General features: G+C 69.4%; 19 protein-coding genes. 7 read left to right on the forward strand and 12 right to left on the reverse strand.

Annotated features, from left to right (window positions below):
• Nucleotides 1-14: 14 nt before the first annotated feature.
• Complete coding sequence (locus AU194_RS06240; protein WP_082698508.1) at nt 15-1748, forward strand: AMP-binding protein; 1734 nt, start codon at nt 15-17, stop codon at nt 1746-1748.
• A 50-nt stretch (nt 1749-1798) separates the two neighbouring features.
• The gene (gene pe / locus AU194_RS06245; protein WP_059088374.1) at nt 1799-2929 is read left to right on the forward strand and encodes an acyltransferase PE; all 1131 of its coding nucleotides are present in this window, start codon (nt 1799-1801) and stop codon (nt 2927-2929) included.
• 48 nt (nt 2930-2977) lie between these two features.
• On the opposite strand, the gene AU194_RS06250 is transcribed toward pe, so the two are convergent.
• Nucleotides 2978-3646: a GAP family protein gene (locus AU194_RS06250; RefSeq protein WP_059088375.1), complete on the reverse strand. Its 669-nt coding sequence runs from the start codon at nt 3644-3646 to the stop codon at nt 2978-2980.
• Between the two features lie 128 nt (nt 3647-3774).
• Between AU194_RS06250 and AU194_RS06255 the strand changes: the two genes are divergently transcribed.
• Entirely contained in the window at nt 3775-4260 is a 486-nt protein-coding gene (locus tag AU194_RS06255) for a flavin reductase family protein (protein WP_059088376.1), read from the forward strand.
• Nucleotides 4261-4270: 10 nt separating this feature from the next.
• Here AU194_RS06255 and AU194_RS32140 read toward each other — a convergent pair whose 3' ends face one another.
• The 5 genes from AU194_RS32140 to AU194_RS06275 form a co-directional block, all read right to left on the reverse strand.
• The gene (locus AU194_RS32140; protein ID WP_197417531.1) at nt 4271-4432 is read right to left on the reverse strand and encodes a hypothetical protein; all 162 of its coding nucleotides are present in this window, start codon (nt 4430-4432) and stop codon (nt 4271-4273) included.
• Nucleotides 4433-4480: 48 nt separating this feature from the next.
• Nucleotides 4481-5233: a succinate dehydrogenase/fumarate reductase iron-sulfur subunit gene (locus AU194_RS06260; RefSeq protein WP_059088377.1), complete on the reverse strand. Its 753-nt coding sequence runs from the start codon at nt 5231-5233 to the stop codon at nt 4481-4483.
• A complete protein-coding gene (locus AU194_RS06265) occupies nt 5230-7146 on the reverse strand; it encodes a fumarate reductase/succinate dehydrogenase flavoprotein subunit (protein WP_059088378.1) in 1917 nt (638 codons plus the stop codon). The genes AU194_RS06260 and AU194_RS06265 overlap by 4 nt, the downstream gene beginning before the upstream one ends.
• 40 nt (nt 7147-7186) lie before the next feature.
• Nucleotides 7187-8005 (reverse strand): hypothetical protein, encoded by an 819-nt coding sequence (locus AU194_RS06270; protein WP_059088379.1) that lies wholly within the window; start codon nt 8003-8005, stop codon nt 7187-7189.
• A gap of 104 nt (nt 8006-8109) precedes the next feature.
• A complete protein-coding gene (locus AU194_RS06275; protein ID WP_059088380.1) occupies nt 8110-8406 on the reverse strand; it encodes a hypothetical protein in 297 nt (98 codons plus the stop codon).
• A gap of 110 nt (nt 8407-8516) precedes the next feature.
• On the opposite strand from AU194_RS06275, the gene AU194_RS06280 reads away from it, so the two are divergent.
• Nucleotides 8517-9275, forward strand: a complete 759-nt coding sequence (locus AU194_RS06280; RefSeq protein WP_059088381.1) for an isocitrate lyase/phosphoenolpyruvate mutase family protein — start codon at nt 8517-8519, stop codon at nt 9273-9275.
• A gap of 84 nt (nt 9276-9359) precedes the next feature.
• Here AU194_RS06280 and AU194_RS06285 read toward each other — a convergent pair whose 3' ends face one another.
• The 3 genes from AU194_RS06285 to AU194_RS06295 form a co-directional block, all read right to left on the reverse strand.
• The gene (locus AU194_RS06285; RefSeq protein ID WP_059088382.1) at nt 9360-9806 is read right to left on the reverse strand and encodes an Hsp20/alpha crystallin family protein; all 447 of its coding nucleotides are present in this window, start codon (nt 9804-9806) and stop codon (nt 9360-9362) included.
• Between the two features lie 125 nt (nt 9807-9931).
• On the reverse strand, nt 9932-10237 hold the full coding sequence (locus AU194_RS06290) for an STAS domain-containing protein (protein WP_059088383.1): 306 nt from the start codon (nt 10235-10237) through the stop codon (nt 9932-9934).
• A complete protein-coding gene (locus AU194_RS06295) occupies nt 10237-12756 on the reverse strand; it encodes a SpoIIE family protein phosphatase (RefSeq protein ID WP_059088384.1) in 2520 nt (839 codons plus the stop codon). The genes AU194_RS06290 and AU194_RS06295 overlap by 1 nt, the downstream gene beginning before the upstream one ends.
• Before the next feature lie 127 nt (nt 12757-12883).
• Here AU194_RS06295 and nirB point away from each other — a divergent pair, with 127 nt between their 5' ends.
• Together nirB and nirD are read left to right on the forward strand one after the other, a co-directional pair.
• Nucleotides 12884-15448 (forward strand): nitrite reductase large subunit NirB, encoded by a 2565-nt coding sequence (gene nirB / locus AU194_RS06300; protein ID WP_059088385.1) that lies wholly within the window; start codon nt 12884-12886, stop codon nt 15446-15448.
• Complete coding sequence (nirD, locus tag AU194_RS06305; RefSeq protein ID WP_059088386.1) at nt 15445-15798, forward strand: nitrite reductase small subunit NirD; 354 nt, start codon at nt 15445-15447, stop codon at nt 15796-15798. The genes nirB and nirD overlap by 4 nt, the downstream gene beginning before the upstream one ends.
• 3 nt (nt 15799-15801) lie before the next feature.
• Here nirD and AU194_RS06310 read toward each other — a convergent pair whose 3' ends face one another.
• A complete protein-coding gene (locus AU194_RS06310; protein ID WP_059088387.1) occupies nt 15802-16371 on the reverse strand; it encodes a DUF2231 domain-containing protein in 570 nt (189 codons plus the stop codon).
• Between the two features lie 70 nt (nt 16372-16441).
• Here AU194_RS06310 and AU194_RS06315 point away from each other — a divergent pair, with 70 nt between their 5' ends.
• Nucleotides 16442-17107: a GAF and ANTAR domain-containing protein gene (locus tag AU194_RS06315; protein ID WP_059088455.1), complete on the forward strand. Its 666-nt coding sequence runs from the start codon at nt 16442-16444 to the stop codon at nt 17105-17107.
• On the opposite strand, the gene AU194_RS06320 is transcribed toward AU194_RS06315, so the two are convergent.
• Together AU194_RS06320 and AU194_RS06325 are read right to left on the reverse strand one after the other, a co-directional pair.
• Nucleotides 17104-17790, reverse strand: coding sequence for a sirohydrochlorin chelatase (locus AU194_RS06320; protein WP_059088388.1), 687 nt, complete (start codon nt 17788-17790; stop codon nt 17104-17106). The genes AU194_RS06315 and AU194_RS06320 overlap by 4 nt on opposite strands.
• Complete coding sequence (locus tag AU194_RS06325; RefSeq protein WP_059088389.1) at nt 17787-18935, reverse strand: uroporphyrinogen-III synthase; 1149 nt, start codon at nt 18933-18935, stop codon at nt 17787-17789. Before AU194_RS06325 ends, AU194_RS06320 begins: the two co-directional genes overlap by 4 nt.
• Nucleotides 18936-18954: the final 19 nt, after the last annotated feature.

Here is an 18954-nt window from a genome sequence, read left to right on the forward strand (position 1 = left end):
GAGGAGTGGGGATGATGGAGCGGCAGTCGTCGATCCTGTCGATGCTGCACGGGCGCGCGAGCATGCGTCCCGACGACCTCGCGTTCACGTTCACCGACTACTCCGGGAGTCCCGCCGGGGTGGTGCAGAGCCTGACGTGGTCGCAGCTGGCCCGGCGGACGACGAACGTGGCGCGCGAACTCACCCGGCTCGGCGGACCCGGTGACCGCGCGGTGATCCTCGCGCCGCAGGGGCTGGAGTACATCCTGGCGTTCCTGGGGTCGATGCAGGCGGGGCTCGTCGCGGTGCCGCTGCCGCTGCCCCATCCCGGCGCCGGCGGCGAGCGGGTCAGTGCGGTCCTGGCCGACACCACCCCGTCGGTGGTGCTCACCACCGCGTCTGCGGTCGCCGACGTCGAAACCTTCGTCAGCGCAACGCCGCAGGCCATGCCCCCGACGATCGTCGCAATCGACACCTTGGCGCTGGACGCCGAGGCGCCCCTCGAGGTCGGCCCGGCCGAACTGCCGAGCATCGCCTACCTGCAGTACAGCTCCGGATCCACCCGCTCACCCGCCGGTGTGATGATCAGCCACCGCAACCTGACGGTGAACTTCGAGCAGCTGATGCGCAGCTTCTTCGCCGACGCCCCGCTGCCGCCCGACGCCACGCTCGTGTCGTGGCTGCCCTTCTATCACGACATGGGTCTGGTGCTGGGGGTCTGCGCCCCGATCCTGTGTGGCCGCCGCGCCGACCTGATGAGCCCGGTGGCGTTCCTGGAGCGACCGGCCCGCTGGATCCGCGCGCTGGCCGCCAACCCGCACGCCTGGTCGTCGGCGCCGAACTTCGCCTTCGACCTGGCCGCCCGCAAGACCACCGACGAGGATCTCGACGGTCTCGACCTCGGCGGGGTGGTGGGCATCATCAGCGGCGCCGAACGCGTCGAACCGGCCACCCTGCACCGGTTCGTGGATCGGTTCGCGCACTTCGACTTCCGTGACCACATGATGCGCCCGGCCTACGGTCTGGCGGAGGCGACGGTGTTCGTGGCAACGGGCACCTGGGACGAGGACGCGCCGGCGGGGTACTTCGACCCCGACGAACTGGGTGCCGGCCGCGTGCGGCGCAGCGCCGCCGGCCGGGGGACGCCGCTGATCCGGTACCGGGTGCCGCAGTCCCCGACGCTGCGGATCGTCGACGGCGACACCCGCCGCGAATGCCCACCGGACGCCGTCGGGGAGATCTGGGTGCACGGGGAGAACGTCGCCGAAGGCTACTGGGGCAAATCGCCGGATGCGCAAAGTGGTTTCGGCGCAACGCTGGTCGATCCGTCGCCGGGGACACCGGACGGGCCGTGGCTGCGGACCGGCGACCTCGGCTTCGTCTGCGACGGCGAGCTGCACATCGTCGGGCGGATCAAGGATCTGCTGATCATCCGGGGCCGCAACCACTATCCCGAGGACATCGAGGCCACGGTGCAGGAGGTCACCCGCGGTCGCGTCGCCGCGATCGCGGTGCCCGTCGACGGCGCCGAGCGGCTGGTCACCGTCGTCGAGATCAAGAATCCGGCATCCGACGTTGAAGACGTGAAAGAGAAGGTGACCGCGGCGATCTCGAACGCACACGGGCTGAGCGTCGAGGACCTCGTGCTGGTGGCGCCCGGATCGCTGCCCACGACCACCAGCGGCAAGATCCAGCGCACCGCCTGCGCCGAGCAGTACCGGCGGGGTGCGTTCGAGCGGTTGGACGTTTCTGTGGGTGCCCCACGGTGACGATGCGGAGTAGGGTGCGAGACAGTGCAGCCGAGTAAGGCGGGAAGTGCATGAAACGGCTTGTGGCGTTTGGCAGTACGTTGACGATCCTCGGCGCCGCGGGGTGCTTCGGCCTGGGGGTCGCCACGGCCGATGACACACCGCCCCCGCCGCCCGCCCCGGCCGACGGACCGGCGCCGCTGGGCACCCCGGGCCGGGGATACGCGCTCGGCGGCGCCCATGTGCTGGGCATCCCGTACGACGAATACATCATGCGCACCGGTGCCGACTGGTTCCCCGGCCTCGACCGCGAGATCGTCGACTACCCGGCGGGACAGGTGCAGGGACACACCCTCGAACGGCTGTTCCCGGGCATCGGCGCGCTGGGGGACCAGTTCGTGCCCGGCTTGGGTCTCGATGGCCCCAGCTACGGCGAGTCCATCGACGTCGGCGCACCCAACCTCATCCAGGCGATCAAAGCGGGCGGTCCGGGCACCGCGATCGGACTGTCCGAAGGTGCGTCGGTGCTCGACGAGGTGCAGGCGCGGCTCGCGTATGACCCGGCAGCGCCGCCGCCGGATCAGCTGAGCTTCGCCACATACGGCAACCCGGTGGCGCGGCACCCCTTCGGCGAGAGCTTCCTGACCCAGATGTTCCCGGTCGGCAGCGTGGTGCCGTCGCTGGATTACCGGATCCCGGCGCCGGTGGAGAGCCAGTACGACACCTACCAGTTCATCTCCGCCTACGACAGCATCGCCGACTGGCCGGACCGGCCGGACAACTGGATCTCCGTCGCGAACGCGATCGTGGGCCTGGCGACCGGCCACACCGCGGTGGCGTTCACCCGCCCGGAGATGGTGCCGCCGCAGAACATCCGCACGACCGTCAACTCGCGCGGCGCGAAGACGACGACGTACATGATCCCCGAGGAGCATCTGCCGCTGGTGATGCCGTTCAAGTACCTCGGGATCGACAAGGGCACGCTGATGAAGCTCGACAAGGTGCTCCAACCGTATGTCGACGCGGGGTACAAGCGGAACGACGATCCGTTGACCGCGCCGATCACCGTGGACCCGGTCAACGGGTACGACCCGGCCGAGGTCACCGCGCCTGCGACCCAGGCCGCGTTCGGCGGCGGCTCCGACCCCGTCTCGCAGTTGATGGCCGGGTTGCAGTACGTGCTCAACAACCCACCCAAGTGATTTCGGTGCAGTTGGTTGCGCTCAGCGCAACCAGCGACACCCGAATCGCTACAGGCCGGCGAACCCCGCGGCCAGCAGCACGCACCCGATGACGGCCAGCATCGCGCCCACCCCGCGGCGGCCCCGGGAGCGCACCCAGTCGTACAGCGCCGACACCGCGGCGCGGGTGCGCTCCGGCGCGACCAGGTAGCACACCAGCGGGATCTCCACGAGCGCGAACGCCACCACGTTGAACACCACCAGCGCGCTGAACTGCACCGACGTCGCCGCCCCCGAGGCCACGATCAGCGCCAGCGCGGCGAGATAGTCCACCGACGGCAGCGCGATCCCGAGCCCGGCCACGCCCGCCGTCCACGGTGCGCCGCCGCTGAGCATGCCCCGCGCCCGCGCCGCGAACGGCCCGAACCGGGCGCCCGCATCACCGACCACGTCGCGGCCGCGACTCCACACCCCGGCCACGACCAGCGCGGCGTTGACCAGCACCACGGCGCCCACCACGATCTGCACCACCGGCAGCGTGAAGTGGGCCGAGCCCAGCGCGGGGCGCAGCAGGAACAGCACCACCACACCGACCGCGATGCCCATGAGGAAACCGCCGGCCAGAAAGGCCAGGAGTTGCCGCCGCGGGTGGGGACGGTTGAACATCAGCACGGTCATCCCGACCCGGAACGGCTCGAGGCTGACCGCGACGGCCATGACCAGGAGCGTGATCCACATGTCGATTCGTCGGTCCTCGGCCTCGCTGTCACCCGTGGGGTGTCAGGCTACCGGGCCCCGACCGGTCAGCGGGCTGAGGATGGCGAGGTGATGCGCCGTCCACCGCCCCGTGTGAAGATGGTCCCGCTATGAGTCGCACAGAACTGAACCCCGCAACGCTGCGTGAGGCATTCGGCCACTTCCCGACGGGCGTCATCGCGATCGCCGCCGAGACCGAGGGCACCCGCGTCGGCCTGGCCGCGAGCACCTTCGTCCCGATCTCCCTCGACCCGCCGCTGGTGTCGTTCTGCGTGCAGAACAGCTCGACCACGTGGCCCAAACTCAAGGACCTGCCGCGGCTGGGCATCAGTGTGCTTGGCGAGTCGCACGACGCGGCCGCGCGCACGCTGGCGGCCAAGGCCGGTGACCGCTTCGCCGGGCTGGAGACGACGTCCACCCCCGAAGGGGCGGTGTTCATCCACGGCACCAGCGTGTGGTTGGACGGGTCGATCCACGACCTCGTCGAGGCCGGTGACCACACGATCGTGATCCTGCGGGTCGAAGACCTCACCGTCCACCCGGACGTCGCCCCGATCGTGTTCCACCGCAGCACATTCCGCCGTCTCGGCGGCTGACCCCGCGGCCTCAGGGACGCGTCGCCAATTCCTCGCGGTAACCCTGGATCCGCCGTTCGAGCTCGGCGGCGTCAGCGCTGCGGCCCTCCTTGCGGGCGAGGTCCGCGCGGACGGACAGTTGACGGATCGCGGTACGGATGTCGTTGACACTGTGCGTGTGACTGAGGGTCATCAGGCTGCCTTTCGTCGTTGATTGGCCGCTGTGACCGAGGCTACCCGTTTACTTCCGCCGGAACAGCTTGTTGCCCAGCCACACCACCGGGTCGTACTTGCGGTCTGCCGCACGCTCTTTCATCGGGATCAACGCATTGTCGGTGATCTTGATGTGTTCGGGGCAGACCTCGGTGCAGCACTTGGTGATGTTGCAGTAGCCGAGGCCGTGCACCTCCTGGGCGTCTTCCGCGCGGCGCTCGTGGACGTCGAGGGGATGCATGTCGAGTTCGGCCATGCGCATCAGGTAGCGCGGACCCGCGAACGCCTTCTTGTTCTCCTCGTGGTCGCGCACCACGTGGCAGACGTTCTGGCACAGGAAGCACTCGATGCACTTGCGGAACTCCTGTGACCGGTTCACGTCCTCCTGGGCCATCCGGTACTCACCGGGCTGTAGATCCTTCGGCGGCGTGAACGCCGGGATCTCGCGGGCCTTCTCGTAGTTGAACGACACATCGGTGACCAGGTCGCGAATCACCGGGAACGTGCGCAGCGGTGTGACCGTGACGGTCTCGTCCTCGCCGAACGTCGACATCCGGGTCATGCACAACAGCCGCGGGCGGCCGTTGATCTCGGCCGAACACGATCCGCACTTACCCGCCTTGCAGTTCCACCGCACGGCGAGGTCGCCGGTCTGCGTCTGCTGCAGCCGGTGGATGATGTCGAGCACCACCTCACCCTCGTTGACCTCGACGGTGTAGTCCTGCAGGTCGCCGCCGTCCTCGTCGCCACGCCACACCCGCAACTTCGCCTGGTAGCTCATGAGCTCCTCCTTGCCGGGTGGTTGGCGAGTTCCTCGTCGGTGAAGTACTTCTCGAGTTCTTCGATGTCGAGCAGTTCCAGCAGGTCGTCGCGCATCGGCACCTGGGGCTCACGGGTGACGGTGGCGCTCGGGACGACGACGTCGTCGTCGTTCGCCCGGCACACCAGCAGCGTCCGGCGCCACTCCGCCTCCATCGCCGGATAGTCGTCGCGGGTGTGGCCGCCCCGGCTCTCGGTGCGCTCCAGCGCCGCCTTGGCCACACACTCGCTGACCAGCAGCATGTTGCGCAGGTCGATCGCGAGGTGCCAGCCCGGGTTGAAATGCCGGCCACCCTCCACCTTGATGCGTTTGTACCGCTCGCGCAGTTCGTCGAGTTTGCCCTGGGCTTCGATGACCTCGTCGGCGGTGCGGATGATCCCGACGAGCTCGTTCATGGTGTCCTGCAGGTCCAGCTGCACGGTGTACGGGTTCTCCGGTTCGCCGTCGCTCGGCCCGTCGAACGGAGCCAGCGCCAGCTTCCGGGCCGCCTCGACCGCCTCGTCCGATACCGCAGGCCGGCTGTCCAGTGACCGCACGTAGTCCGAGGCGCCCAAGCCGGCGCGGCGGCCGAACACCAGCAGGTCCGACAGTGAGTTGCCACCCAACCGGTTCGACCCGTGCATACCGCCCGCGCACTCGCCGGCGGCGAACAGGCCTGGGGCCTTCGCGGCCCCGGTGTCCGGGTCGACCTCGATGCCGCCCATCACGTAGTGGCAGGTGGGTCCGACCTCCATCTCGTCGGTGGTGATGTCGACCTCGGCGAGCTCCATGAACTGGTGGTACATCGACGGCAGCCGGCGTTTGATCTCCTCGGAGCTCATCCGCGACGCGATGTCGAGGTAGACACCGCCGTGCGGGGTACCGCGACCCTCTTTGACCTCGGTGTTGATGGCGCGGGCGACCTCGTCGCGGGGCAGCAGATCGGGGGTTCGGCGCGCGGAGTCGTTGTCCTTGAGCCACTGGTCGGCCTCGTCCTCGGATTCGGCGTACTGCCCCTTGAACACGTCGGGGATGTAGTCGAACATGAACCGCTTGCCGTCGGAGTTCTTCAGCACCCCGCCGTCACCGCGCACGCCCTCGGTGACGAGGATGCCTTTCACGCTGGGCGGCCACACCATCCCGGTCGGGTGGAACTGGATGAACTCCATGTTGATCAGCGTGGCGCCGGCCCGCAGTGCCAGCGCATGGCCGTCGCCGGTGTACTCCCACGAGTTCGAGGTGACCTTGTAGGACTTGCCGATCCCGCCCGTCGCGAGCACCACCGCGGGCGCCTCGAAGAGGATGAAATCGCCGCTCTCGCGCCAGTACCCGAAGGCGCCCGCGATCCGGTCCCCGTCTTTGATCAGATCGGTGATCGTGCACTCGGCGAACACCCGGATGCGGGCCTCGTAGTCGCCGAGTTCCTCCTTGTCCTCCTGCTGCAGCGAGACGATCTTCTGCTGCATGGTGCGGATGATCTCCAGGCCGGTGCGGTCACCGACGTGGGCAAGGCGCGAGTAGGTGTGGCCGCCGAAGTTGCGCTGGCTGATCCGGCCGTCCTTGGTCCGGTCGAACAGCGCGCCGTAGGTCTCGAGCTCCCACACCCGGTCGGGTGCCTCCTTGGCGTGCAGTTCGGCCATCCGCCAGTTGTTGAGGAACTTGCCGCCGCGCATGGTGTCCCCGAAGTGGACCTGCCAGCTGTCCTTCGGGTTGGTGTTGCCCATCGATGCGGCGCAGCCGCCCTCGGCCATCACCGTGTGCGCCTTGCCGAACAGCGATTTGCAGACCACGGCGACCTTGAGGCCGCGCTCCCGTGCCTCGATCACCGCACGCAAACCCGCGCCGCCGGCACCGATCACGACCACGTCGTACTGGTGCCGTTCGAGCTCACCCATGAAACCTCACTCGTCTTTTTGAACTTGTCCGGTTGTCTTGTCAGCCAATGAATCTGAGGTCGGAGATGGTTCCGCTCGCGACCAGCATGATGTAGAAGTCCGTCAGCACCAGCGTGCCGAGGGTGATCCACGCGTAGAGCATGTGCCGGGTGTTGAGCTTGCTGACCTGTGTCCAGATCCAGTAGCGGATCGGATGTTTGGAGAAGTGCTTGAGACGGCCGCCGGTGACGTGGCGGCAGGAGTGGCAGGACACCGTGTAGGTCCACAGCAGGATGACGTTGATAACGAGGATGACGTTGCCCAGCCCGAAGCCGAATCCGCTGGGGGAGTGGAACGCCAGGATCGCATCGTAGGTGTTGATCAGCGAGATGAGCACCGCGATGTAGAAGAAGTAGCGGTGCAGGTTCTGCATGATCAGCGGCAGCCGCGTCTCACCGGTGTACTTCGAATGCGGTTCGGCGACAGCACAACCCGGTGGGGACTGCCACACCGACCGATAGTAGGCCTTGCGGTAGTAGTAACAGGTGAGCCGGAACAGCAGCAGGAACGGCAGCGAGAACGCCGCGTATGGCAGCCACCAGACGTCGGGCAGGACCTGGCCGAAGTGGCTGGCCTCGGGGATACACCCGGTGCTCACGCACGGCGAGTAGAACGGCGTGAGGTAGTGGTAGTCGGCCACCCAGTAGGCGCTGCCCCAGAACGCACGGACCGTCGCGTAGACGACGAAGGCGCCCAGACCCAGGTTGGTCAGCAGCGTCGGCACCCACCAGCGGTCGGTGCGCAACGTCCGTTGCGGGATTCGGGCGCGTTTCGCGGAGAAGACGCCGGTGCCCTCGCGGTCTGCGGTGGGTGCGCTCACGGTTGCCTTTCGAGGATCGGTGGGGGCATGCGGTTACCCAACCCGGGCGTGAGTGGGCGCACTCACGCCCGGGGTGTCGTGGGCGGCGGACCGCCCGCGACCACTCAGCGGGTGCCGCCGAGGCCCTCGTCGTCGACACCGCGCCAGAATTCGGTGTCGTACTGCGTGTCGGGAATCGGAATCTTCTCGCCGGCGTGCTGGTGCCGGGTCAACCCGCGACCGAGTTCGAGTTCCTCGGCATCGATGTCGAGACGGTCGATGTCGTTGAGGATCCGTTCGGCGTCGTTGACGATGCGGCGCATGGCCGGGGAGTCGCCGTACTGGGAGGCCAGCGCGGTGACGCAGCGTCGCAGACCGCCGATCAATTCGTGCAGTTCGGCGAAACCAGTCGTGGTGGACAAGTGACCTCCTTGGGCTGAAGGGTGTCGTGAATCACAGTACGCACCCGATGCTAGCGACATCACACAGTTAAGAGTGAGACAGATCACGTTCGGCGCGAGAGGATGAGTCCGTGCCCAACCAAGATCTGCCGCAGCTGGCCGAAACCCTGCTCGCCCTGCACCGGCCCGGAAACCCCGTGGTCCTGCCCACCGTATGGGATGCCTGGTCGGCCCGGCTGGCCGTCGGCGCGGGCTTCGCGGCGCTTACCGTCGGCAGCCATCCCGTCGCCGATTCGGTCGGGCGCGCCGACAACGAGGGGATGACGTTCGAGGAATTCCTCACCCGCGTCGCGCAGATCACCGAGTCGGTCGAGGTGCCCGTGTCGGTGGACATCGAGTCGGGGTACGGCGAAGCGCCCGGCCGGCTGATCGAGGGACTGCTCGGTGTCGGCGCGGTCGGGTTGAACATCGAGGACACCGTGCACGGTGAGGGCGGCCGGTTGCGCGCCTCCGGTGAACACGCCGAGCTGGTGGGCGCGTTGCGGGCCGCGGCGGACGACGCCGGGGTGCACGTGGTGGTCAACGCCCGCACAGACCTCTTTCTCCGCAAGGACGGCGACGACGCCGACCGGGTCGACCGGGCGGTGGCGCGGCTGAAGGAGGCCGCCGCAGCCGGCGCCGACGTGTTGTATCCGGTGGGACGGCACGATCCGGACACCCAGCGACGCCTGACGTCGGAGTTGCCGCTGCCGGTCAACGCGATCGGCGTCCCCGATCAGGACGATCCGGCGTCGTTCGGCCCGCTCGGTGTCGCGCGCATCAGCTTCGGCCCGTTCCTGCAGGCAGCGCTGGCGACGCGGGCGAACGAACTGCTCGAGCGCTGGAAATAGCCCGGGAAACAGTCAGGGTCGTGAACCACGAGGGGTCACGACCCTGACTCCGGTCTCGGCGCATGAGGGGGTGCGCCGAGGGGCTTACCTACTTTCGATGGCGATCCGCTGCGGCTGGGCTCCGGCATAGGCGCCGGCCACCCGGACGGTCAGCACACCCGCGTCGTACGACGCCGAGATCGCGTCACCAGTGACGTGCTGCGGCAGCCGGAAGGACCGCCGGAACGAGCCGTACCGGATCTCGCGCAGCGTGCGGCCGTCCTGCTCCTCGCTGCGTTCGTCACGCCGTTCACCGCGGATGACCAACTGACCGTTGTCCACCTCGACGGCGACGTCCTTCTCGACGTCCACACCGGGCAGCTCCAGCCGCACCACCGCGTCGTCGCCGTCCCGGTCGATTTCGGCAGCCGGGTTGAAACCCGTTGTCGCCGTTGGGTTCAACCAATCGTTGGCCGCTGCCGGGCCGAAGAAGTCCCGGACCCAGCGGTCCAGATCCCACGCGGGCCGCACCCGCAAAGCCACGTTGCTCATGAGTCGCTCCTCGTCGATGGGGACCGCGCCCTGTGCCGGTCCGCTGCCCTATAGAACTTGAGTCGACCCCGCTCATGTTCCGTGGCGTCGTTCGCCCTCGGCGAACACTTTCAGGCGCGAGCTCTCTAGGGGCCCGCCGATTCGACGGCGACGAGTTCGGTCAGACCGCTGATCGTCAGCGGTGACATCAGGAAGGCGTGGGCGATCAGCGCGTCGATGCCCTCGGCGCGGTCGAACAGGACGTTGATGGCGGCGCTGTCGAGGTACTCCACAGCGCTGAGGTCGACGGTGAGCGGACCGCTGTCATCGGTCGCGGTGGTCAGGGCCGACCGAAAGGCGTCGATGTTGCTCAGGTCGATCTCGCCCACCGCGGTGAGCACAGTGCGGCCGTCGTCCCGGCGGGCACTGTCGATGGTGAGCGGTGTCGTCATCACGCGATCCTCGCGGTGAGGTGGACGGTGGTTCCGCCGGCACCGTGGTCGATGGCGACGTCGTGCATGAGCGCGTTCATCAGCGTGACGCCGCGGCCGCGACGCGGGTCGGGCACCGGGGAGGGGGGCTTCCACACGCCGGTGTCGGTGATGACCACCCTGACCTCGTCGGTCAGCGCCGTCGCCCGCAGGGAGATCGTGCCTTCCGGATTGCGCCGGTGGCCGTGTTCGATCGCGTTGGCGACGGCCTCGCCCGCGGCGATCAGCACGTTCGTGGCCTGCGCCGGTTTCAGCCCGACCCGCGCCAGCCAACTGCGCAGAGCCCTGCGCGTCGGTGCGAGGTGGCTCGCGTCGGCGGGGAAGGTCATGTCCAGCGGTGCGGGATGGCGGTAGAGCAGGACGGCGACGTCGTCCTGGTACCCGCCGCTCGGTGCGAGACGCGCCATGATGTCGTCGGCCAGATCGTCGAGCGTCGACGTGCGGAGGTCCTGCATCACGCCCGCGGCGCGCGAGATGCCGTGTTCGAGCGCCGCACCGCGGCGTTCGACCAGTCCGTCGGTGTAGAGCAGCAGCAGCGCGCCCGGCGCCAGGGTCACATGCGCTTCCGGGCGTGCCCAGTCGGTGCGCATCCCGAGGGCGATGGTGTGGCCCTCGTCGAGGAACCGGGTGGTGCCGTCGGCGCCGACCAGAATGGGCGGCGGATGTCCGGCGCTGGAGTACACCAGGTCACCGGTCGTGGGGTCGAGCACCATGCAGACCGCGGTGGTGCACTGGGCGCCGGGAAGCCGCGCGGCGAAGTGGTCCATCCCGGCCAGGGCTGCGCCGGGACTGGGGTTGCTCAGCAGCAGCGCACGGCAGGCGCTGCGGACCTGACCCATCACGGTGGCCGCGGACAGGCCGTGGCCCACACAGTCGCCGACGATCAGCGCGATGCGGCCGTCCTCGAGATCGACGACGTCGTACCAGTCCCCGCCCACCTGCAGCGGACGGCTCGCGGCCTGGTAGCGCACCGCGAACCCGTGCGGCAGATGCGCGGGGCCGAGGATGGCGTGCTGCAGCGCGAGCGCGGTCTCGCGCTGCTGGTCGGCCTGGTGCACGCGCTGCAGGCCCTGGCCGAGGCGGCCCGCCAGGACCGTCAGCAGAGTCTGGTCCTCCAGCGTGAACGACCGTTGCGCGGTCAGGTCGATCCAGACGACGAGGATCCCCTCGGGATGCTGCAGTGCGATCCCGGCCGTGCCCGGCGTGCTCGTGTCCGGAGTGAGGAAGTTCCCGTCGCGCAGCGTGGTGATCATCTGCCGGGTGTGCGACGGCAGGTCACCCCACTGCGCGGGCTCACCGACCGCCACCACCCGCGGCGCGGTCTCACGTGGGGTGTGGGTGGGGAAGGTGACGGCGAGCACGCGCCGCGCCCGCCACAGCCTGCGCAATTCCTCGGCGGCGGCGTGCAGCGCATCCTCGACCGAATCCGCCTGCGCCAGTTGTTGATTCAGGGCGTGTTCGCGGCCGGCCGCCAACGCCAACGCGAGGGCGGCGTGCCGGGCGAAGTCGCTGACCAGGTCGAGGTAGTCGTTGTCGAAGGCCGGCTGCAGCGGAGGCCGGGCCACCGCGATCACACCGAGCACGGCGTCGTCCGCGATGAGCGGCATGACGATCGCCGAACGGTCACCGACGTCGGTGAACCCCTCGATCGGGTACTGGAAGGAATCGGTGATCAGCGGCAGCCCGCGACGCGCGACCTCACCGTTGGTCGAGCCGTCCATGGGTACCTCACGGCCGATCACCTCCGAGGAGTACCGGCCGGCGGTCGCGGCCACGACAAGGGTGTCGACCGAATCGGTGGGCGACTCGGGTTCGCGCGGCACCAACAGGATCGCCTGCTCGGCCTCGGCGAGTTCCAGCGCGAGGTTCACGATCAGTTGCAGCGGTCCGGTCTGCGGATCCCCGGACAGCAGTGCGGTGGTGATCTCGCGGCTGGCCTTGGTCCACTTCGAGGCTTCGCGTTCGCGGTCGAAGAGCCGCGCGTTGTCGATGGCGGCGGCGGCCGCGGTCGCCAGCGCTCGGACCACGCCCTCCTGCTCGTCGGAGAAGGTCAGGCCGGGACGGTCGTCGGCGAGGTAGAGAGTGCCGAAGTGCGCCGCCCGCACCGAGATCGGCACGCCGAGCACCGCCCGGATCGGAGGGACCGCCCCGGTGATCGGTGACTGCGCGGACAGATCGTCGAGCCGCAGCCCGTCGCCGACCGGCACTTCGGCGAGCCGCTGCGCGGTGTCGTCGTCGGTCCCGGCGTGCACGAACGAGACCAAGGCGCCGTCGGGCCCGCGCACTCCCAGCACGCCGTACCGGGCGCCGCTGAGCTCCCTGGCGGCGTCGACGATCCGGCGTAGGGTGACCGGCAGATCCAGATCCGAGCCGATCGCGACGATCGCGCGCACCAGGCGTTCCATCTGGTCGCGCGCTGTCGACAGGTCGTCGATCTGTTCGTACATCCGGCTGACCAGCCCACCGCGCTCGTCGCCCATCCCCCAAACGTAGACCTGTCGGCGCGCCCGCCGTCTCACAACCCACGCGTGAGCAACGTGAGCACACCGTGATGGGGCCTTCACACAATGCGACATCGCGGCAATATCCGATTTCTAGCCTTGCGCCATGTCGTCAACGAAAAGCGTCGTGGTCGTCGGCCACGGCATGGTCGGGCACCGGTTCGTCGAGGCGCTGCGCGCGCGCGACGAGGCGGGGGCCTGGCGAATCACCGTGCTCGCCGAGGAGGCCGACGCCGCCTACGACCGGGTGGGGCTGACCGGTTACACCGAACACTGGGAGCGGGCCCGGCTCGCGCTGGCCGGGAACGACTACCTCGGCGACGCCCTGGTCGACCTGCGGCTCAATCAGCGCGTCACGGCTGTCGACCGCGCCGCGCGCACGGTGCGGACCGCGGACGGCACCACCGTCGGCTACGACGCGCTGGTGCTGGCCACCGGGTCGTACGCATTCGTTCCGCCGGTGCCCGGGCGGGACCTGCCGGGGTGCCACGTCTACCGCACCCTCGACGACCTCGACGCCATTCACGCCGACGCCCGACGCGCGCTGGCCTCGGGCGGTAGGCCGGTGGGCGTGGTGATCGGCGGCGGACTGCTCGGTCTGGAGGCCGCGAACGCGCTGCGCGGGTTCGGCCTGACGGCCCACGTCGTCGAGCGGTCGCCGCGGCTGATGGCGCAACAGCTCGACGAGGCGGGCGGTGCGCTGCTGGGCCGGATGATCGAAGCGCTCGGCATCGAGGTGCACCTCGACGTCAGCACCGATGCGATCGCACCGGCGCAACGCAACCGGCCGCTGCGGCGCTCGGAGGAGGACGACTCGCTGCGGGTGATGCTCGGCGACGGGACGTTCATCGACACCGGGTTGGTGATCTTCGCCGCCGGTGTGCGCCCCCGCGACGAGCTCGCCCGCGACGCGGGCCTGGAGCTCGCCGAACGCGGCGGTGTGCTCACCGACCTCGGTTGCCACACAAGCGATCCCGACGTCTACGCGATCGGTGAGGTGGCCGCGATCGAGGGCCGCTGCTACGGGCTCGTCGGCCCGGGCTACACCAGCGCCGAGGTGGTCGCCGACCGCCTGCTCGGCGGTGCCGCGGAGTTCCCCGAGGCCGATATGTCCACCAAGCTCAAACTTCTCGGTGTCGACGTCGCGAGTTTCGGTGACGCGCAGGGGCGCACCCCCGACTGCCTCGAGGTGGTGGTCAACGACGCGGTCAACCAGACCTACGCCAAACTCGTGCTCTCCGACGACGCCAAGACGCTGCTCGGCGGCGTGCTGGTGGGGGACGCCTCGGCCTACGGGGTGCTGCGCCCCATGGTCGGCGAGGCGTTGCCCGGCGACCCGATGGCGCTGATCGCGCCCGCGTCCGGCGGCGCCGAGGGCGGGCTCGGGGTGGGCGCGCTGCCCGCGGCCGCGCAGATCTGCTCGTGCAACAACGTCACCAAGGGTGACATCACCGACGCGATCGGCGGCGGCTGCTGCGATGTCGCCGGGCTCAAGGCGTGCACCAAGGCGGGCACCTCCTGCGGATCGTGTGTGCCGCTGCTCAAACAGCTCCTCGAAGCCGAGGGTGTGGAACAGTCGAAGGCGTTGTGCGAGCACTTCTCCCACTCGCGCGCCGAACTGTTCGAGATCGTCACCGCGACCGGTATCCGCACGTTCTCCGGCCTGCTCGACCGCTTCGGCGCCGGAAAGGGTTGCGACATCTGCAAACCCACCGTCGCATCCATCCTGGCCTCGACGAGTTCGGAGCACATCCTCGACGGCGAACAGGCGGCGCTGCAGGACTCCAACGACCACTTCCTGGCCAACATCCAACGTAACGGCAGCTATTCGGTGGTGCCCAGGGTGCCCGGCGGCGACATCACCCCGCAGCAGCTGATCCTGATCGGGGAGATCGCCCGCGACTTCGGCCTCTACACCAAGATCACCGGCGGTCAGCGCATCGACATGTTCGGCGCCCGCGTCGAACAGCTCCCCGAGATCTGGCGTCGCCTCGTCGAGGGCGGCATGGAATCCGGTCAGGCGTACGGGAAGTCGCTGCGCACGGTGAAGAGCTGTGTGGGCAGCGACTGGTGCCGCTACGGGCAGCAGGATTCGGTGCAGATGGCGATCAACCTCGAACTGCGCTACCGCGGTCTGCGGTCCCCGCACAAGATCAAGATGGGGGTGTCGGGGTGCGCTCGGGAGTGCGCCGAGGCTCGCGGTAAGGATGTCGGCGTCATCGCGACCGAGAACGGCTGGAACCTCTACGTCGGCGGCAACGGCGGGATGACACCCAAGCACGCTCAGCTGCTCGCCGGCGACCTCGACGACGAGACGCTGGTGCGCTATATCGACCGGTTCCTGATGTTCTACATCCGCACCGCCGACCGGTTGCAGCGCACCGCGCCGTGGGTCGAGGAACGCGGCCTGGACCACCTGCGCGAGGTGATCTGTGACGACTCCCTCGGTCTGGCAGCCGAATTCGAGGCCGCAATGGAGCGTCACGTCGACGGCTACGCGTGCGAGTGGAAGGGCGTGCTGGAGGACCCGGACAAACTGTCGCGGTTCGTGTCGTTCGTCAACGCCCCGGATGTGCCGGACCCGACCATCGCCTTCACCGAACACGCCGGCCGCAAGGTGCCGGTCTCGATCGGGATGCCCACCGTCCGACCCCTGCAGGAGACCCCGTGACACTTCTCGACGACCGCACCACGGCGACGTGGACAGCGGCCTGCCGCTACGACTTCCTGATCCCGGGCCGCGGCGTCGGCGTCCTGCTGCCCGGCGGTGCGCAGGCCGCGCTGTTCCGCTTCGACGACGGCGGGCTGGGCGCGATCGGCAACATCGACCCGTTCAGCGGCGCCGCGGTGATGTCGCGCGGTATCACCGGCGACCGCGGCGGCAGGGCGATCGTGCAATCCCCGATCAAGAAGCAGGCCTTCGCATTCGACGACGGCAGCTGCCTCGACGATCCGGCGGTGTCGGTGCCGGTGTACCGGACCCGGCTCACCGCCGACGGTGTCGTCGAGATCGCGTCGTAGCGGTCACGCCGCGCGCCGGTACTCCATCGGGGCGCGGTGGGTGAGTGCACGCACCGGCTGCCAGCGGAACATTCCGGCGCCCTGGGCGTAGGACAGATGCCCGCCGAGCGCACCGCCGACGCTGATCGCGCCGAGGCCGAGCAGGCTGTAGACCCGCGCGGCGCGCACCTTCTCCTTGCGGTAGGCACGGTAGGCCAACCCGAACATCGCCACCCCGGTCGCGTTGGACACCGCGTGCACCAACCCGACCCGCTGCTGGCGTCTGTCGAGCAACGCGTAGTCGGCCCACCCGGCGAGCACCGTCGGCGGTGTCGCGGCCAAGCCGACGCCGATGAGGCGCCGGGCCGTGGCCACGTCGGAGAACACGACGTCGAAGACCACCGACGTCATCCACGTGCCGATCGGCAGGGTGATCAGCAGCGGGTGGACGGGATGGCCGAGCCAGGAGCCTCGCAGGACCCGGCCCAGCCGGGCGCCGTCGACGACACCGCCCGCGATGCGGGCACTCACGCCTGCCGGTGCGTCGAGCGACTTCACGTCTTCGACCTTGGCGAGGATGCGATGGATGTTCATGGTGGTCAGGTACCCAAACGACCGGCGTCGAACCGCGTTTGGGTCTGTGCGCCCGGGGTACCTCGCCGGTATGGCTGTCCGCCAGGAGGAGTACGTGCGCCGCTACGCGCGGCGGGCCCGGGCTGACATGGCCGCCGAACTGAGCAGTTTCGCCGTCCTCGCGGTACAACAGACCTCGGGCGTCGACCATGCAGGTGCGACGCTGGTGACCGAGGACGGTGTCATCCGCTCCCTGGCCGCTTCCGACGGGCACGCCCACGCACTCGACAACATCCAGCGCGGATGCGGGGAGGGTCCGTGTTTGTCGGCGGCGATCCACTCCGAGGTGGTCCGGGTCGCCGACCTGGTGGTCGAGACGAGATGGCCGGACTTCTGCCGGGAAGCGGTGGTGTGCACCCCGGTGCGGGCGGTGCTGGCCTTCCCGGTGTTCCACGACGGCACTGTGCACGCCGCGCTCAACCTCTATGCCGACCGCGTCGGCGCGTTCGACGCCGCGACCGAGACCGTCGGTGCGCTGATCGCCGACCGCATCGCCGCGACACTGACCACGCGGGCGGGCGACGTACCACGACATCCGTCCCGGCACGACGTGATCGAGGAGGCGAAGGACCTTCTGATCCGACGCTTCAGCATCGACGTCGCTGAAGCGTTCGCCCTGCTCCTCAAACTCGCCAGGCAACAGAACCAGTCGATCGAGACGGTGGCGCTCGAGGTCGTCAGGGGTCGGATCGGTTAAGCCGCCACCGGGATCCTGGCCCGCCGGAACCGGTTGACGATCAACCGGATCAACCCCGGATGGGTCCCCAGCGGGGCGGTGACGATGTCGGCGCCGCTGCTGCGCAACCGGTCCTGGAACAGGCCGTCGGACAACAGGTATGACGCCACCACCACCCGCCGGGCCCCGCGACGGCGGGCCGCGGCGACCGCGTCGCCGATACGCGGAGACCCGGTGGCGGCGAAGGCGAGTTCGACGCGGGCGCCGGTGACCGCCGACAGCGAGGCGGCGGTGGTGTGCAGGTCGCCCATGGCGACGGGGTCGGAGGTGCCTGCGGCCGCCAATATCACCGAATCCGTCTGCCGCCAACCAGATTCGACCAGACGGTCGGCCAGCACGCGAACCAGCTGCGGGTCCGGGCCCAGCGCCGGTGCGACCGCCACCTGCCGGTGTCCGCTGGTCGCCACGTGGGCGGGGATGTCCGCGCGGACGTGGTAACCGCGGGACAGGAAGGCCGGCACCAGGACCGCGGGACGTCCGGGCATGGCGGTCAGGACGTCGGCGGGGGTGGGGCCGAGTACGTCGACGAACGCCACGGACACCGGGGCGTCCAGCACCGCCGACACCCGTTCGGCGAGGTCGCCGATGAGTGCGACCCCGCTGGGCTTGCGGGTGCCGTGTGCGACCAGGATCCGGCCCGTCACAGCGCGACCATCGGATCGTCGTCGACGCTGAGCCGGTAGCCGCGTTTGACCACCGTGGACACGATCTGCTTGTCGCCCAACGCCGTTCGCAGCCGCAGTACCGCGGTCTCGACGGCGTGGGTGTCGGTGCCGCTGCCGGGCAGCGCCCCGAGCAGATCGGTCCGCGACACCACCGCACCGGGCCGGTGCGCGAGCGCGCGGATCGTGGCCATCCCGGCGGGCGAGAGCGACTTCACGACACCGTCCACCAGGACGCAGGTGCCGCGGATCTCCAGCAGATGGCCGGCCACCCGCACGGTGCGGGCCTGCAGCAGCGGGAGTTCGTCGGTGATGTGGCGGGCGAGCGCACCGAGCCGCATCCGTTCGGGCGCCGAGGTCGGCACCCCCAGCCGCACCAGCGGACGGGCGGTGACCGGGCCGACGCACATCGCGTGCACGTTGGTGCGCAGCGCGGTCAGTACCTGGTCGACGACTCCCATCTCGGTGGCGCGCATCAACACCGATGCCACCGCGGGTGCGGAGGTGAAGCTGACGGCGTCGAACTTCTCCTCGGCGATACCGGCCACCAGCTGGTCGAACTCGCCGTTGCGGGGGGCGGGCCGCCAGCGGTAGACGCGGATCGGGACGACGTCGGCGCCCGCAGCGCGCAGTTCGTCGAGGAACTCGGGGAACGGGTCCCAGTCGTCGGTCGCCCCGTGCAACTGCACGGCGATGCGGCGCCCGGCGATCCCACCGTCGAGCAGGTAGCGCAGCACCTCTCGGGAGGACTCCGAATCCGGTGACCACTCCTCGGGCAGACCCGCGGCGCGTAGCGCGCCGGTGGCCTTGGGCCCGCGAGAGACGATGCGAGCGCGTTCCAGCGCCGCGGTCAGTTCGGCGGCCACCCCCCAGCCGTCGGCGGCGGCGATCCAGCCGCGCAGGCCGATGCCGGTGGTGGCGATGACGATGTCGGGCGGCTGGTCGATCAGCGACTGGGTGTGGCCGCGCAGTTCGTCGTCGTCGGGCAGCGGGACCATGGCGATCGCCGCCGCGCTGGTGACGGTCGCGCCGCGTCGCCGCAGCAGGGCGCTGAGCTCCTCGGCGCGTCGGGCGGATGTCACCGCCACCCGGAATCCGGTGAGCGGTGCCCAGTCAGGCTCACTCATGTGTTCTGTGTATGCAGGT

The sequence above is a fragment of the Mycobacterium sp. GA-2829 genome, assembly GCF_001499965.1.
In the GTDB taxonomy this organism is placed as follows: Bacteria; Actinomycetota; Actinomycetes; order Mycobacteriales; family Mycobacteriaceae; genus Mycobacterium.